This window comes from Arthrobacter sp. TJ-263 (genome assembly GCF_058269155.1).
Window position 1 is genome coordinate 186,075 of record NZ_JBZCNE010000002.1, and the last position, 15,039, is coordinate 201,113.

The 15,039-nt window shown below is 70.7% G+C and carries 13 protein-coding genes; 3 read left to right on the forward strand and 10 right to left on the reverse strand.

The window, feature by feature from the left end; translation table 11 throughout:
• Window positions 1-58: 58 nt before the first annotated feature.
• The 9 genes from AC4D2F_RS11525 to AC4D2F_RS11565 form a co-directional block, all read right to left on the reverse strand.
• Window positions 59-1,156, reverse strand: a complete 1,098-nt coding sequence (locus tag AC4D2F_RS11525; RefSeq protein WP_490910682.1) for an NAD(P)/FAD-dependent oxidoreductase — start codon at window positions 1,154-1,156, stop codon at window positions 59-61.
• Window positions 1,157-1,220: 64 nt separating this feature from the next.
• Window positions 1,221-2,459, reverse strand: a complete 1,239-nt coding sequence (locus tag AC4D2F_RS11530; protein ID WP_490910683.1) for a glycine C-acetyltransferase — start codon at window positions 2,457-2,459, stop codon at window positions 1,221-1,223.
• A gap of 14 nt (window positions 2,460-2,473) precedes the next feature.
• Window positions 2,474-3,517 (reverse strand): L-threonine 3-dehydrogenase, encoded by a 1,044-nt coding sequence (gene tdh, locus AC4D2F_RS11535; RefSeq protein ID WP_490910684.1) that lies wholly within the window; start codon window positions 3,515-3,517, stop codon window positions 2,474-2,476.
• Between the two features lie 179 nt (window positions 3,518-3,696).
• Window positions 3,697-4,602, reverse strand: a complete 906-nt coding sequence (locus AC4D2F_RS11540) for an aminoglycoside phosphotransferase family protein (protein ID WP_490910685.1) — start codon at window positions 4,600-4,602, stop codon at window positions 3,697-3,699.
• A 103-nt stretch (window positions 4,603-4,705) separates the two neighbouring features.
• Window positions 4,706-6,220 carry an Asp-tRNA(Asn)/Glu-tRNA(Gln) amidotransferase subunit GatB gene (gene gatB / locus AC4D2F_RS11545; protein WP_490910686.1) on the reverse strand — a complete coding sequence of 505 codons (1,515 nt, stop codon included), beginning with the start codon at window positions 6,218-6,220 and terminating at the stop codon, window positions 4,706-4,708.
• Window positions 6,220-7,725, reverse strand: a complete 1,506-nt coding sequence (gene gatA, locus AC4D2F_RS11550) for an Asp-tRNA(Asn)/Glu-tRNA(Gln) amidotransferase subunit GatA (protein WP_490910687.1) — start codon at window positions 7,723-7,725, stop codon at window positions 6,220-6,222. Before gatA ends, gatB begins: the two co-directional genes overlap by 1 nt.
• A gap of 3 nt (window positions 7,726-7,728) precedes the next feature.
• The gene (gatC, locus tag AC4D2F_RS11555) at window positions 7,729-8,025 is read right to left on the reverse strand and encodes an Asp-tRNA(Asn)/Glu-tRNA(Gln) amidotransferase subunit GatC (protein ID WP_104168350.1); all 297 of its coding nucleotides are present in this window, start codon (window positions 8,023-8,025) and stop codon (window positions 7,729-7,731) included.
• Window positions 8,026-8,133: 108 nt separating this feature from the next.
• Window positions 8,134-8,667, reverse strand: coding sequence for a GNAT family N-acetyltransferase (locus AC4D2F_RS11560; RefSeq protein WP_104168351.1), 534 nt, complete (start codon window positions 8,665-8,667; stop codon window positions 8,134-8,136).
• 74 nt (window positions 8,668-8,741) lie between these two features.
• Complete coding sequence (locus AC4D2F_RS11565) at window positions 8,742-9,212, reverse strand: Hsp20/alpha crystallin family protein (protein WP_490910688.1); 471 nt, start codon at window positions 9,210-9,212, stop codon at window positions 8,742-8,744.
• 194 nt (window positions 9,213-9,406) lie between these two features.
• Here AC4D2F_RS11565 and AC4D2F_RS11570 point away from each other — a divergent pair, with 194 nt between their 5' ends.
• The gene (locus AC4D2F_RS11570) at window positions 9,407-10,864 is read left to right on the forward strand and encodes a peptidase M16 family protein (RefSeq protein WP_490910689.1); all 1,458 of its coding nucleotides are present in this window, start codon (window positions 9,407-9,409) and stop codon (window positions 10,862-10,864) included.
• A gap of 488 nt (window positions 10,865-11,352) precedes the next feature.
• Here the strand turns inward: AC4D2F_RS11570 and AC4D2F_RS11575 are convergent, their stop codons facing one another.
• Entirely contained in the window at window positions 11,353-11,583 is a 231-nt protein-coding gene (locus AC4D2F_RS11575) for a hypothetical protein (protein ID WP_490910690.1), read from the reverse strand.
• Between the two features lie 105 nt (window positions 11,584-11,688).
• Between AC4D2F_RS11575 and AC4D2F_RS11580 the strand changes: the two genes are divergently transcribed.
• Entirely contained in the window at window positions 11,689-13,116 is a 1,428-nt protein-coding gene (locus tag AC4D2F_RS11580) for an HNH endonuclease (RefSeq protein WP_490910691.1), read from the forward strand.
• A gap of 379 nt (window positions 13,117-13,495) precedes the next feature.
• Complete coding sequence (locus tag AC4D2F_RS11585) at window positions 13,496-15,001, forward strand: glycosyltransferase family 39 protein (protein ID WP_490910692.1); 1,506 nt, start codon at window positions 13,496-13,498, stop codon at window positions 14,999-15,001.
• Window positions 15,002-15,039 lie beyond the last annotated feature (38 nt).

Here is a 15,039-nt window from a genome sequence, read left to right on the forward strand (position 1 = left end):
GCTGAGGGCGTCGAGGCCTCGTTCGGCGCCGACGGATCGGGCTCCGGATGGATGGTCCTCAGGCCGGACGGAGCGCGGCGGCCGCGGCGCCCACGCGGTCCGGGGCGACGCCGAGATCGGCCGGATCGGCGCCGGTGAGGAGGACGGCGGCCAGTTCGGCGATGCCCGACGACGTCTGGAACCCGTACCCGCCCTGCCCCGCGAGCCAGAAGAACCCGGGGTGGCCGGGATCGAACCCCACGACCGGCACGGTGGAGTCCCGCTGGGTCCGCAGCCCCGTCCAGGATCGGTGGACGGCCGTGATCCCGAGGGTCGTCACGGCTCCGAGCCGCTCGATGAGGCGCTCGACGTCGCCCGGGTGCGGTTGGGCGTCCCCCGCCTCCGCCGGTTCCGATTCGGCGGGCGAGATGAGGACGCCGTCGGCGTCCGGGCGGTAGTAGAAGGACTCGTCGGCCGCCGCGACCATCGGGGACCCTGCCCGCGGCGCGTTGCCCGCCGCCACGATCGCCGCGGTCCGTCGGTGCGGCACGAGTCCCTGGGGCGCGACGCCGCACAGCGTCGCGACGCCGTCGGCCCAGGCTCCCGCCGCGTCGACCACGACCCCCGCGGTGATCGGCCGGTAGCCGGCGCGGACGCTCCACGCGGAGCCGTCGTAGCGGGCCTCGGTGACCTGCGCCCCGGTGAGGATGATGACGCCGTCGTCGCTCGCGCTCCGCCGGTGGTACTCGAGCAGCAGGTCCGTGTCCGTCCCCACGCAGTCCGTGTCGATGGCGGCGGCCGCGAAGGCCTCGGGGCGCAGCTGCGGGCAGAGGTCGAGGGCCTGGGCGTGGGTGAGGCGGTGCATCGCGGCGCTGGCCCGCGCGTCGACGTCGGCCTCGGATCCGATCAGGAGGAAGGACCGCGGCACGGTCAGGGGGAGCCCCGTGGAGGACTGCACGCCGCCCAGCAGCTCGAGGGTGCGCCGGGTCAGGTCCAGGACGGGCTCGGGGCCGTAGCTGGGGATCAGTTGCCGCGCCGAGCGGGAGGAGGTGTGGTAGCCGAGGGTCGGCTCGGCTTCCACGAGGACCACGCTGGAGAAGGGGGCCAGCGCGGAGGCCAGCGAGAGGCCGGCGATCCCGCCGCCGATGATCAGGACGTCGCACTCGAGGGAGCTCATCCCGTCATCCTAGGCTCGCCCTCCCCCAGCCGGCGCCTCCGTTCCGTGCCCTTCCCGTTGTTCCTCAGCCGACGTGTGCGCCCGGGGCGTCGCCGACGTCGACCGGGCTCGCGGCCACCTCGGCGCGGGCGGCGACGAACGCCTGCACGCAGGCCTCGATGTCCTCCGCCGTGTGCGCTGCCGAGAGCTGCACACGGATCCGGGCGGCGCCCTTCGGGACCACGGGGTAGCTGAAGGCCGTCACGAAGACGCCCTGCGCGAGCATGGCGTCGGCCGTGCGGGCCGCGAGGACGGCGTCGCCGAACATGACCGGGACGATCGCGTGCTCCCCTTCCAGCAGGTCGAAGCCCTCCTCCGTCATGCGGCGGCGGAACAGCGCGGCATTGGCGGTCAGTGTGGACCGCAGGTCGGTGCTGTTCTGCACCAGGTCCAGGGCGGTCAGGGTCGCGGCGACGATCGATGGTGCGAGCGAGTTCGAGAACAGGTAGGGGCGCGCGCGCTGCCGCAGGAGGGCGACGATCTCGGCGCGGGCGGCCACGTAGCCGCCGGACGCCCCGCCGAGCGCCTTGCCGAACGTGCCCGTGAAGATGTCCACCCGGTCGGCGACCCCGGCGTGCTCGGGCGTCCCGGCGCCGGTGGCACCCATGAACCCGACGGCGTGCGAGTCGTCCACCATGACCATCGCGTCGTAGCGCTCGGCGAGGTCGCAGATGGCCTCGAGGGGGGCGAGGTAGCCGTCCATGGAGAAGACGCCGTCGGTGACGACCAGGCGCCGTCGTGCCCCCGACGCCTCCTGCAGCTTCGCCTCGAGGTCCGCCATGTCGCGGTTGGCGTAGCGGAGGCGCTGCGCCTTCGACAGCCGGATGCCGTCGATGATGGACGCGTGGTTCAGGGCGTCGGAGATGACGGCGTCCTCCGGTCCCAGGAGCGATTCGAACACGCCGCCGTTCGCGTCGAAGCAGGAGGAGAACAGGATGGTGTCCTCGGTGCCGAGGAACCGCGAGACGCGGCGTTCGAGTTCGAGGTGCAGGTCCTGGGTGCCGCAGATGAAGCGCACGGACGCCATGCCGAAGCCGCGCTCGTCCAGGGCGGTCTTGGCCGCGGCGATGATCTCCGGGTGGTCGGCGAGGCCGAGGTAGTTGTTGGCGCAGAAGTTCAGCACCCGGGCGTCGTCGGCCCCCAGCGCGCCGGCCGTGATGTGGCTGGACTGCGGCGAGGAGATGCGGCGCTCGTGCTTGAACAGGCCTGCACTGCGGATCTCGTCGAGTTCTCCGGCGAGCTGGTCGCGGACTGCTGAATACATGGTGTTCCTGCCTCCTAGAAGGTGGTCCAGTCGAGGACCACTTTGCCGCTCGCGCCGCTGCGCGCTGTTGCGAAGCCCTGCAGCCACTCCCGGGCGGGCAGGCAGTCGGTGACCACGGACGAGACGGCCTCGCGCAGGGTCCCGTTGGACTGCAGCATGGCGCTCATCGCGTACCAGGTCTCGAACATCTCCCGGCCGTAGATGCCCTTGAGGGTCAGCATATGCGTGACCACCTTCCCCCAGTCGATGGAGATCGGGCCTGCCGGCAGGCCGAGCATGGCGATGCGCCCGCCGTGGTTCATGTTGTCGATCATCTCGGGCAGTGCCGTGGCATGACCGGACATCTCCATCCCGACGTCGAAGCCCTCCTTCATGCCGAGCTCGCGCTGCGCGTCGGCGACGCGCCTCCGGCTGACGTCGATGGCGAGGTCCGCCCCGACGCCGCGGGCGAGGGCGAGCCGCGGCGCGGAGACGTCGGTGATGGCGATCTTGCGGGCACCGGCATGACGGGCGACGGCAACCGCCATCAGGCCGATGGGGCCGGCCCCGGTGATCAGCACGTCCTCCCCGACGAGCGGGAAGCTGAGCGCGGTGTGGACGGCGTTGCCGAAGGGGTCGAAGACGGCGCCGAGCTCGGGCGTGACGGTCGCGTCGTGCACCCAGACGTTGGTCTCGGGTACGACGACGAACTCGGCGAACGCGCCGTCGCGCTGGACGCCGACGCTCGAGGTGCGGATGCACATCTGGCGGCGGCCGGCGCGGCAGTTGCGGCAGATCCCGCAGACGATGTGGCCTTCACCGGAGACGCGGTCCCCGATGCGGACGTCCCGGATGCCCTCGCCGAGGGCGACGACCTCGCCGTAGAACTCGTGGCCAGGGATCAGGGGACCGTCGATCATGCCCTGCGCCCAGGGATCCCAGCTCTCGATGTGGAGGTCCGTGCCGCAGATGCCGGTGGTGATGACCCGGATCTTGACCTCACCCCACCCGGCGTCGGGTTCGGGCCGGTCGACGAGCTCGAAGCCGGGGTGTGCCCCGGATTTGTACAGCGCCTTCACTGAACGGTTCCTTCCATGCCGCGCCTGTCCCCGACGGATCGCGTCGGGGCCGTGCGGTACGAGTGCGAGGGCGGAATGTGCCCGGAGCAACAGTAGCAGCGGCGTGCGGCGGCGGGCCGTCATCGTGGGTGCGCCGTCGCGGCGGGTGGGCAGGGCCGGATGGACCCCCCGCGGGCAGGCTACGGCGCGTCGTCGAGGACGGCGGCCAGGGTCTCGACGCCGAGGCGGAGGAACGCCGGGGAGTCGTCGGAGGATGCCGCCATGGCGCTCCCCATGCTCAGCGCCCAGCCCCTGGCCCGATCCCAGGTCGCGGCGTCGATCGGGCGCAGCCCCTCGAGTGCCGTGCGGAACGCGGACCGACCGACGGCGTCGAAGTGCAGCCACGCCGCCGCGAGATCCATCGCGGGATCCCCGGAGCACAGGTCACCGAAGTCGACGACGCCCTCCAGCCCGCCGTCGGGCGCGAGGACGACGTTGGCCGGATGCAGGTCACCGTGCAGCCAGAGCGACTCCCCCGACCACCTCGGTGCCGCGAGGGCGGAGTCCCAGACGCGCTGCAGGGAATCCGCAGGTGCGCCGGGGATCTCCGGGAGCGACGCCAGCCGCGGACGGACGACGCCGTCGCGGGCTGCCAGCGGGCCGCCACGCCCCACGGGGCTGACGGGGGCGTCGGCGGGCGCGGGTCGGTGGAAGTCCGCGAGGAAGCGCGCGAGCGGGACGGCGGCAGGAGAGCGCCCGGCCCGCGGGACCGTGATGCCGCTCGCCCCGTCGATCCATCGGGAGACGGACCAGTGCCACGGGTATCCGGCACCGGGTCGGCCGATCCGCACGGGCGCCGACGTCGCGACGGACAGGGGCGCGCTGAGACCCGGCAGCCATTGCTGCTCCGCGACCATGAGCGCGTCGGCGACGGCGCGCCGGGGCAGGCGCGCCACGAGGTCCTCCCCCACCCGGAACAGCGTGTTGTCCCAGCCGCCGTCCACGAACCGCACCGGCAGGTGCGCCAGATCCGGCATCTGGAGGCCGAGCAGGGCGACGACGAGGGACGCCGCGACGTCGACCTCCGCCTGGGGCCTCACGGCCACGTGGACCTCCTCGGTACGCAGGACCGGAGCGACGGGGCGGACCCGCGGGAACGTCGCCCCCGGGTCTACCCCGCGCTCCGCCCCGGCAGCCTGGCGTCAGGGGCTAGCCCTCGACGCCGAGGCGCTGCAGGATGAGCTCGCGCACGCGGCCGGCGTCGGCCTGCCCGCGGGTGGCCTTCATGACGCCGCCCACGATCGCGCCGACGGCCTGGACCTTGCCGCCGCGGATCTTGTCCGCGACGTCGGGCTGGGCCGCGAGGGCGCCGTCGATCGCCTCGAGCAGCGGGCCGTCGTCGGACACGACGGCGAGGCCGCGCTTCTCGACGACTTCCGCGGGCGTGCCCTCGCCGGCGAGGACGCCGTCGAGCACGCCGCGGGAGAGCTTGTCGTTGATCTTGCCGGTCTCGATGAGCGCGTTGAGCTCGACGATCAGCTCGGGCGTGACGCCGAGCTCGGCGGGCTCGACGTCGGCCAGCTTGGCGCGGCGGGAGATCTCGCCCATCCACCACTTGCGGGCGACGGCGGCGCTGACGCCGGCGGCGATGGTGTCCTCGATCGAGGACATGACCCCGGCGTTGACGACGTCGCGGAACTCGGCGTCGGAGTAGCCCCAGTCGGCCTGGAGGCGCTTGCGCCGCTCGGCCGGCGGCTCGGGGAGTTCGGCGCGGAGCTTCTCGATCCACGCGTCGTTCGTCACGACCGGCACGAGGTCCGGCTCGGGGAAGTAGCGGTAGTCGTCGGCGTCGGACTTGGGGCGCCCCGACGTCGTCGAGCGCGTGTCCTCGTGCCAGTGGCGCGTCTCCTGCTGGATCGGCGTGCCCGAGTCGAGGACGGCGGCGTGCCGCTGGATCTCGTAGCGGACGGCGTGCTCGACGGCGCGCAGCGAGTTCACGTTCTTGGTCTCGGTGCGCGTGCCGAACTTCTCCTGGCCCTTCGGCTTGAGGGAGACGTTCGCGTCGCACCGCACGTTGCCGCGCTCCATGCGGGCGTCCGAGACGCCGAGGTTCTTGACGATCTCGCGGATGGCGGCCACGTAGGCCTTCGCGAGCTCGGGGGCACGCGAGCCGGCGCCGACGATCGGCTTCGTGACGATCTCGATGAGGGGCACGCCCGCGCGGTTGTAGTCCACGAGGGAGAACTCGGCGCCCTGGATGCGGCCCGTCGCGCCCCCCATGTGGGTGAGCTTGCCGGCGTCCTCCTCCATGTGGGCGCGCTCGATCTCCACCGTGAAGACGGTGCCGTCGGCGAGCTCGATGTCGATGCTGCCGTCGTAGGCGATCGGGTCCTCGAACTGGGAGGTCTGGAAGTTCTTCGGGGTGTCCGGGTAGAAGTAGTTCTTCCGCGCGAAGTAGCACTTCTCGGCGATCCTGCAGTTGAGCGCCAGGCCGATCTTGATCGCGGACTCGACGGCGACGCCGTTGACGACGGGCAGGACGCCGGGCAGGCCGAGGTCCACCGGGGTCACGTTGGTGTTGGGCACGTCCCCGAACGCGTTGGGCGCGGAGGAGAACATCTTCGTCCGCGTGTTGAGCTCCACGTGGACCTCGAACCCGAGCACGGGATCGTACTTCTCCATGGCCTCGTCGAAGGACAGGACCTCATCGGTTACAGCAGTCATTACTTACCACCTGTGATCTCGGGGGCCTGGGCCAGCATCGGCCCGCCCCACGTGGCTTCGAGCAGCGATTCGAGGACGGCGCCCACGCGGTAGAGGCGCGCGTCCTTGCGGGCGGGGGCGAGGAGCTGGATGCCGACGGGCAGCCCGTCCTCGTCCGCGAGGCCACCGGGCAGGGACAGCCCGGGGACGCCGGCCAGGTTCGCCGGGATGGTGGCGACGTCGTTCAGGTACATCGCCAGCGGGTCGTTGAGCTTCTCGCCCAGCTTGAACGCCGTGGTCGGGGCGGTCGGCGAGATCAGGACGTCGGCCTGCTCGAACGCGGCGGCGAAGTCGCGCTGGATGAGCGTGCGCACCTTCTGCGCCGACCCGTAGTAGGCGTCGTAGTAGCCGGCGCTCAGAGCGTAGGTGCCGAGGATGATGCGGCGCTTGACCTCGTCGCCGAAGCCTGCCGCGCGGGTGGCGCCCATGACGCGCTCGATCGTGGGCATGCCCTCGGGCACCACGCGCAGGCCGAAGCGCACGCCGTCGTACTTGGCCAGGTTGCTGGAGGCCTCCGACGGCATGATCAGGTAGTAGGCGCCGAGCGCGTACCGGAAGTTGGGGCAGGAGACCTCGACGATCTCGGCGCCCGCCGAGCGCAGCAGCTCGAGCGACTCGTGGAAGCGCGTGAGGACGCCGGCCTGGTAGCCCTCGCCCTGCAGCTCCTTGATGACACCGATGCGCATGCCGTCGACCTGGCCGAGGCGGGCGGCCTCGACGAGTGCGCCCACCGGGTCGGTGAGCGACGTCGAATCGTGGGGATCGTGTCCGCCGATGACCTCGTGCAGCAGGGCGCTGTCGAGGACCGTGCGGGACACCGGGCCGATCTGGTCGAGCGAGGACGCCATGGCGATCGCCCCGTAGCGGGAGACACCGCCGTAGGTGGGCTTCACGCCGACCGTGCCGGTGACGGCGCCGGGCTGGCGGATGGAGCCGCCGGTGTCGGTGCCGAGCGCCAGCGGTGCCTCGAACGCGGCGACGGCGGCCGCGGACCCGCCGCCGGACCCGCCGGGGATGCGGTCGAGGTCCCAGGGGTTGCGGGTGGGTCCGAACGCGGAGTGCTCGGTGGAGGAGCCCATGGCGAACTCGTCGAGGTTCGTCTTGCCGAGGATCGGCATCCTCGCGGCGCGGAGCTTGCGGACCACGGTGGCGTCGTAGGGGCTCTGCCAGCCCTCGAGGATCTTCGACCCGGCCGTGGTGGGCTGGCCCTTGGTGACGATCAGGTCCTTCACGGCGATGGGGACGCCGGCGAGCGGGTGCAGCGTGTCGCCGTCGGTACGTGCCTTGTCGACGCCGGCGGCGACGAGCAGCGCCTCGTCGGTGTTGACGTGCAGGAACGCGTTGATCGCGCCGTCCACGGCGTCGATGCGGTCCAGGTAGGCCTGCGTCGCCTCGACGGCGGAGATCTCCTTCGCGGCGAGCTTCTGCGCGAGGGCATCGGCGGAGAGGTGGATCAGGTCTGTCATGGGTTACTCCCCGTCCAGGATTGCCGGGACCTTGAAGCGGCCGTCGGCGTTGTCGGGAGCGCCGAGGAGGGCTTCCTCGTTGCTGAGGGTCTCCCCCACGACGTCGTCGCGGAACACGTTGCTCAGCGGGATCGGGTGGCTCGTCGCGGGGACGTCGTCGCCGGCGACCTCGCTCACGCTCTTGATGGAATCGACGATGACCGCGAGTTCCCCGGCCATGCGGTCGAGCTCGTCGTCGGTCATGTCGATGTGGGCGAGCCGCGCAAGATGCGCGACGTCGTCCCGGTTGATCTCAGCCATGGATCTCCCCTGGAAGTCGGAGGTGGGTATCTTCCTCCAGTCTAGTGCTGGCGCGCTCGGCGCCCGGCATCAGCGGAGACCGGACCCGACGACGGCGGACGCGTGCGCCTACAGGGACAGGCGGAAGACCCAGAGCAGGATGTCCTCGTTGGGGACCTCCCAGTCGCGGCCCGGCACGCGGACGAAGCCCATCGACTCGTAGAGGCGGTGCGCCCGCACCATGTCGGAGCCGCTCGTGAGGCTCACGGCCTCGATGCCCGGCAGGGTGCGCGCGTGCTCGATGATGCGCTCCACCATGGCGCGGCCGATGCCGCCGCGCTGCACGGCCGGGTCCACCGCGAGCATCCGGAACTCCAGCTCCCCCTCGACGGCGATGTCGGTGTACCGCTGGCCCGCGAAGGTGAGGGCGACCGACCCGACGACGACGCCGTCGCGCTCGGCCACCCAGACCTCGGCGTGCTCGGCGCGGTGCTCGATATCGGAGAGCACGGCCATGTAGGGGTGCGCCTCGTCAGCGAAGTACCCGGCCTCGAGGTAGGCGCCGCGCGTGATGCGGCGGACGTCGTCGTAGTCCCCGGGCTGGATGGGCCGGATGGTGATGCGGGCGTCCGAGAGGGCGTCCCCGGAGGGTGCGTTGGTCACCGGCTCATCTTGCCACGCGTCGACGCCGCCGGGACGCCGCCGGCCCGGCGGACGCCGATCCTTTCCGGGCCGGGTCAGGCGCGGGTGATGGGGAGTTTCCTCGGGCCCTCGCGCTTCGTACTGTCCGGCAGCGGCGTCCGCACGTCCAGCACGCCGTCGGCGTAGGTGGCCCGGATGCCCTCGTCCTTCACGCCGTCGGGGAGCACGATGTCGCGGCGGAAGGATCCGTACCGGAACTCGGACCGGTACCGGTCCTTGTCCTTGTGCTCCTCGTTCTCCTCGCGCTGGGCGCGGATCCGCAGGAAGCCGTTCTCGATGCTCACTTCGATGTCCTGGTCGGGATCGAGTCCCGGCATCTCCGCGCGGACCACCATGTCCGTCCCGTCGACGAATTCCTCGACCCGGATCGAGGCCGGCCCGGACGACGACGACTCGAACAGCCGCTCCATCGAATCCAGCAGGTCCATGGGGGACCTGGTGCCCGCGTTGAAGGGGAAGCTCCGCCGGCTGGAGCCGAACGGAGGCCAGCGCCGCGCATCAGTCATGACGAACTCCAGACACTCGATGGGATCGGCCCGATCAGGGGCAGCTCCTTCCGAGTAGACACCGAGGCCGCCGGCGCCGACAGGGACGAAAGACCCCCCGTTCCGTCCGGTGAGCGGCCGCCGGTCGGGCAGCTGTCCGCCCCATTCCTCGTGTCGCGCCGAAGAGCGACTGTGACCGTCCTAGGATCAGGCGCATGACACTCAACAGGGCCGAGGTCGACGGCATACCGGTCTTCTGGGTCGAGGGTCCTCCTCCGTTGAGCGCCGAACTCGTGTTCCGTGTCGGCGTCCGGGACGAGTCGCTGGTGACGTCGGGCATCACCCATCTCGCCGAACACCTCGTGATGGCTGGAGCACCCTCGCCCCGGTACGACCACAATGCGACCGTGGAACTGAGCTTCACCTCGTTCGAGGCGACCGGCCGTCCGGAGCAGGTGATCGCGTTCCTCAGGGACATCTGCGCAAGCATCCGCACTCCCGACGTGAGCTCGCTGGACATCGAGAAGAAGGTGCTGGTTGCAGAAGCGTCCTCGGTCGTCGAACCCGCGGTCGCGGAGCATCTACTGCGCAGGTACGGGCTCTCCTCACTCGGCCTTGCAGGGGTCGATCAGCCGGCGCTGAACAGCATCGATGACAGTGCTGTCATGGCAGCCATCAGCAAGTACTTCACCAGCGGCAATGCCGCACTGGCGCTCACAGGCCCTCCTCCTCCGGGCCTTTCACTGGTCCTGCCTCCAGGCGAAGCACAGCCCCCGCGCGCCGCCCGTCCGATCGCGAGCCTCCCGACGCCACTCTGGTTCGAGTTGGGCGGGCCTCCCCTCGCCCTGTCCTTCGAGTTCGAATCCGGCTCCGAACTGGCGAGGAACAGCGCGTCCGTCATCGCGCAGGTCGCGTGCCAGCGTGCACTCGACCTTCTGCGCAGGAAACGAGGAATCATCTACGACGTCGGCCATCACGTCCTGGAGGCCGGAGGGGGGCGAGGCGTCGTCTGCCTCACCGCCGATCCGCGGAAGGAGGACGCAGAACTGGCGCTGCGCGAGCTCCGAAGCATCCTCGATGACCTCAGCTCCCACGGGCCCGATGAACTGGAACTGCGGCAACTCACGGACGACATCACGGATTTCGCCGCCGATCCTCGCTCAGCGGCCGTCGCCGCCACGGATGCCGCGCGACGCTATCTACTCGGCGAGCAGCTCATCAGCCCGGAGCAGATGGTCACCGACACCGCCGCGGTGACCCGGCAGTCGGCGCAGAACGCACTCTCCCTCCTCGACCTGACGCTCATGGTCGGCATGCCCGAGGGAACATCCACGTCGGATCCGTCCCTCCGAATGCTCGGCGGCGAGAACCATGAGCCGGTGTCCGGGCGATCCTTCAAGCGCAGCCTCCGGGGCTCCTTCCAGGGTGTCCCGTCGAAGGCTCGTCTCGTGGTCGGCGATGACGGCGTCAGCCTCGTGGACCAGGCGGTCACGACGATCTTCTGGGACGACGTCCGCGGACTCGAGTACACGCCTTACGGGATCACTCTTCACGGCGTCGACGCCGTATCACTGGAATTGCAGCAATCGTGGTTTGCCAGAGGCCATGAAGCTCTCGCGCTCATCGAGGACCGCGTCGACAGCGCCCTCACCTATCGGGTCGACATCGGCTGATCGGTCCTCCCGTCCTCGATGTCGGTGTCCTGCCCGACCTCGAACGGCATCGCGTGGATGGTTTCACCCGCCACGGTCGCCGTGGTGGCGATGAGCTCGAGTTCCCTTGGTGTCCTCCGGGGTCAGGCCGATCTCCGTGAGGGTGGCGGGAAGTCCCACCCTCGTCGCGAACTCGATGAAATCCCGGATGTCGTGCGTCGGGGCGCCCTCGAGGATGAGCTGGGTCAGAGAGCCGAGGAGGTGGGCTAGTCCCTTGGGACGCCTGCATCTCAGGGACCAGAGCCACGGCCTTCATAAGCTCCTGCTCGGGTTCCTTCAAGCGATCGGTAGCCTCAACCGTCCGCCTCGGATGCTCGCCTCAGGACGAGTGGAGGACGAGCGCCGCCACCGGCAACCGGCGGGACTTCACCGTGCACCGGCAGGCCGTGACGACCTCAGAATGTCGGTGGTGGTTGGGAGAATTCAGTATGGCCAGCAGCTCGAACGCTTCACCTGAAACCACCGATCCTGGTGGTGCTTCGCGGCGTGGCGCTGTCCCGTCCGCTGCGGTTCATGCTGACTCTGTGCAGGATCTGATCGATCTGGTGGCGTCCCTTCCAGCGGGCCCCGGGAGTGCTGAATTCATCCAGCAGCTGCGCGAACAGATTCATCGGTTCAGCGCCACCGTGACCGGTGGTGCTGCGCACCAAGGCGCTCCCATGTTCGGTGGGGCTGAGCATCAGGGCGACGTTTCGGCTACTGCCGGCCTGGCCACGTCCTCGGCAGACCACGTCGCACCTGCTGCTGTCCCTGCCTCTTCGTCGGCGGCTCGGGTGCGGGAGTTGATGGAGGAGATGCTCTCGCTTCCCATGGGTGCCGGTGGTGCGGAGCTGATCGATGAGATGCGGTCCTTGGAGGATTACACGTCGGCGATCGCCGCCCGGCAGGCCCGGATCGCGGTCGCGTTCGACCTGGATGAGCGCCGGTCCCAGGCGGCGGCTGGTGTGCCGGTGGCGGAGCGGGGCAAGGGGGTGGCGGCGCAGGTGGCTTTGGCCCGGCGAGAGTCGCCCGCCCGGGGCGGACGGTTGCTCGGGTTCGCGCGGGCTCTGGTGACGGAGATGCCGCACACGATGGCCGCCCTCGAAACCGGGTTGTTGAACGAGTGGCGGGCCACCCTCCTGGTGCGGGAGACCGTCTGCCTCTCCGCCGCGGACCGGTGCGCGGTCGACGAGGACCTGGCCGCCCACACGGGTGCCTTCGACGGGGCCGGGGACCGGCAGATCGTCGCCGCGGCGCGGGCGGCGGCGTACCGGCGGGACCCGCGCTCGGTGACCCAGCGGGCGAGTCACGCGGCGGCGGACCGGCGGGTGAGTCTGCGGCCGGCCCCGGACACCATGACGTATCTGACCGCCCTGCTGCCGGTCGCCCAGGGGGTGGCGATGCACGCGGAACTGACCCGGCACGCCGACACCCGCCGGGCGGCGGGGGATCCCCGGAGTCGGGGTCAGCTGATGGCCGATGCGCTGGTGGAGCGGACCACGGGCACCCCGGGTGGGTTCTCCCGGGTCGGGGTGCAGCTGGTCATGACGGACCGGACCCTGTTCCAGGGCGATGCTGAGCCGGCCCGCCTGCCGGGCTACGGGATCGTCCCGGCCGGCTGGGCGCGGGACCTCCTCACCACCGGGCCGGCCTCCGAGCGGGCCTCCGGCCCGTCAGCAGATCACCGGCGGGCATTCGAGGTCTGGCTGCGGCGCCTCTATACCGCCCCGGGTAGCGGGGAGCTGGTGGCCGTCGAGTCGAGGGCCCGGCTCTTCACGGCCGGGCAGCGCCGCTTCATCGAGGCCCGCGACCATCTGTGCCGGGCCCCGTACTGCGATGCGCCGATCCGCCACTACGACCACATCATCCCCTGGCACAAGGACGGGTCCACGAGCCTGTCCAACGGGGCCGGACTCTGTGAAGCGTGCAACCACACCAAGGAACTCACCGGCTGGCACACAAGGCCACGCTCTAGCCCAGGGAGCCGGCACGTCATCGAGATCAGCACGCCCACCGGCCACACCTACCACTCCACCGCACCACCCCTGCCCGACAGCAGCCCGAACGAACGCGAGCACGGACGCAAACACGGACGCGAGCACTCGCGGGAAATCGGGAGACACCCACTCCCGCCGACACCGCCCGCAGCGTCGAGTTTCGCGCCTGAGGATCACAACACCCCGGCATACCCTTCCACGCGGGCCTCCCGACGGGCAGAACTGCTCTTCGCCTGATTTTGCAGGGAGGACGCCTGACCGACCCGCCCAGCACGAAGGCAGGATAGATCGCCCGACGGTCCATCGGCCCTGCGCCTATTGATCGACATCGGGCCGTGACGCCCAGTCGACCTGGAGTCCAGGCGTCCGTGGCCTGCAGCCCCACCCACTAGCTTCCGCGGGCGGGACCGGCACCGCCGAGGCAGAGGACGGGACCGTCCCCGTCGAGAGAGAAGACTGGGCAACGCCCTCTGGTGTGGTGACGACCAGGGTGCAACACTGCAAGCTTCCTGCTAAGCCCGCCCTGACATCCGCCAAGCACGCGACGAAGGGGAGATCGTATGCCTGCTGTCCACCCGCGCCCACTCTGTCGACGGCACCGACGTGAGCCGCCCCGATGAGCGGTGACCGGACGGCACGGCCCGCGATGTACCGGGCGGCGCCGACGCGCGCCCTGCCACCCTTCGCGGGTCGCACGGTGGCGGTCCCGGCAGCGGTGCTCTGCCTGCTGCTCACGCTCGTGTCCGGAAGTTACGGCTATCACCGGGACGAACTGTACTTTCGGATGCTTCCCCCGGCGTGGGGGTACATCGACCAGCCGCCCCTGACGCCGTGGCTGGTCCGATCCTTCGGCCTCATCGCGGACGAGGTGTGGGCCGTCCGGATCCCTGCGACCCTCTCGACCCTCCTGGCACTCGTGGTCGTGGTCCTGATTACGCGGGAGTTCGGCGGCGCGGCGTACGCACAGGGTTTGTGCGCGTGGGGGTTCGGCTTCGGCGTGGTCCCCCTGCTCTTCGGTCACGTGATGCTGACCGCCTCCGTGGACCTCGTGTTCTGGCCCGCCGTCGTCCTGTGCGTGGTCCGGGCAGTCCTTCGGGATGCGCCCGCGTGGTGGCTGGCGGCCGGGATCGTCGCCGGCCTGGCCACCTACAACAAGCTGCTGATCGCGGGCCTGCTGATGTCGCTCCTGGCCGGGCTGCTCGTCGCCGGCCCCCGCCGGCTGCTCGCGACGCCGTGGCCATGGCTCGGCGGCGCCCTCACCCTGGCCGTGGCGGCGCCCAACGTCCTGTTCCAGTGGGCCCATGACTGGCCGCAGCTGTCCATGGGGGCGGCCCTGAACGAGAACAACGCCGCGGACACCCGCGTGGACATGTGGTGGTTCCTGTTCGTCACCCTCGGCCCGCCGCTGGCGTTGGTCTGGTGCCTCGGCTGGTGGCACCTGCTGCGCCGCGCTGAATGGAGACAGGTGCGCTTCATCGCCGCCGCGTTCGTGGTGCTCCTGGCCCTCGCCTTCCTGGCCGGAGGACAGATCTACTACCCGGCCGGGCTCGTCGTCGTGCTCTTCGCCGTCGGGTGTGTCCCCGCCGCCGCGATCATGCGCTCCCGGGGGCGACGCCGCACGGTGTGGGCGGTGGTGGCCGTCAACGCGGTCGTCTCCATGGCGATCACCCTCCCGGTCATCCCCGTGGGTGTCCTGGGCCGGACCCCGGTCCCGGAGATCAACCAGCTGGCGCGCGATCAGGTGGGCTGGCCCGCGTATGTCGACCAGATCGGCGACGTCGTCGCGAGTCTTCCCGACCCGTCCGACGCCACCCTCATCGCCAGCAATTACGGTGAGGCCGGGGCCCTGCACCGGTACGGGCCCGCCCGCGGACTGCCCCCCGCGCACAGCGGCCACAACGAGCTGTACTACCTCTCCACGCCTCCTGAGGATGCGCGCACCGTGATCGTGATCGGCGGGCAGGCCGGGCTGGCGTCGACCCTGTTCGTGTCCTGTGAGGAGGTGGCCCGCCTGGACAACGGGCTCGACGTCGACAACGAGGAACAGGGGCAGCCCGTCCTCGTGTGCGAGCGGACCCGGCCGTGGTCGGAGCTCTGGCCGCGGTTCCGGCACCTGGACTGACGGCACCTGGGCCGACGGCACCCCGACCGAACGCCTGG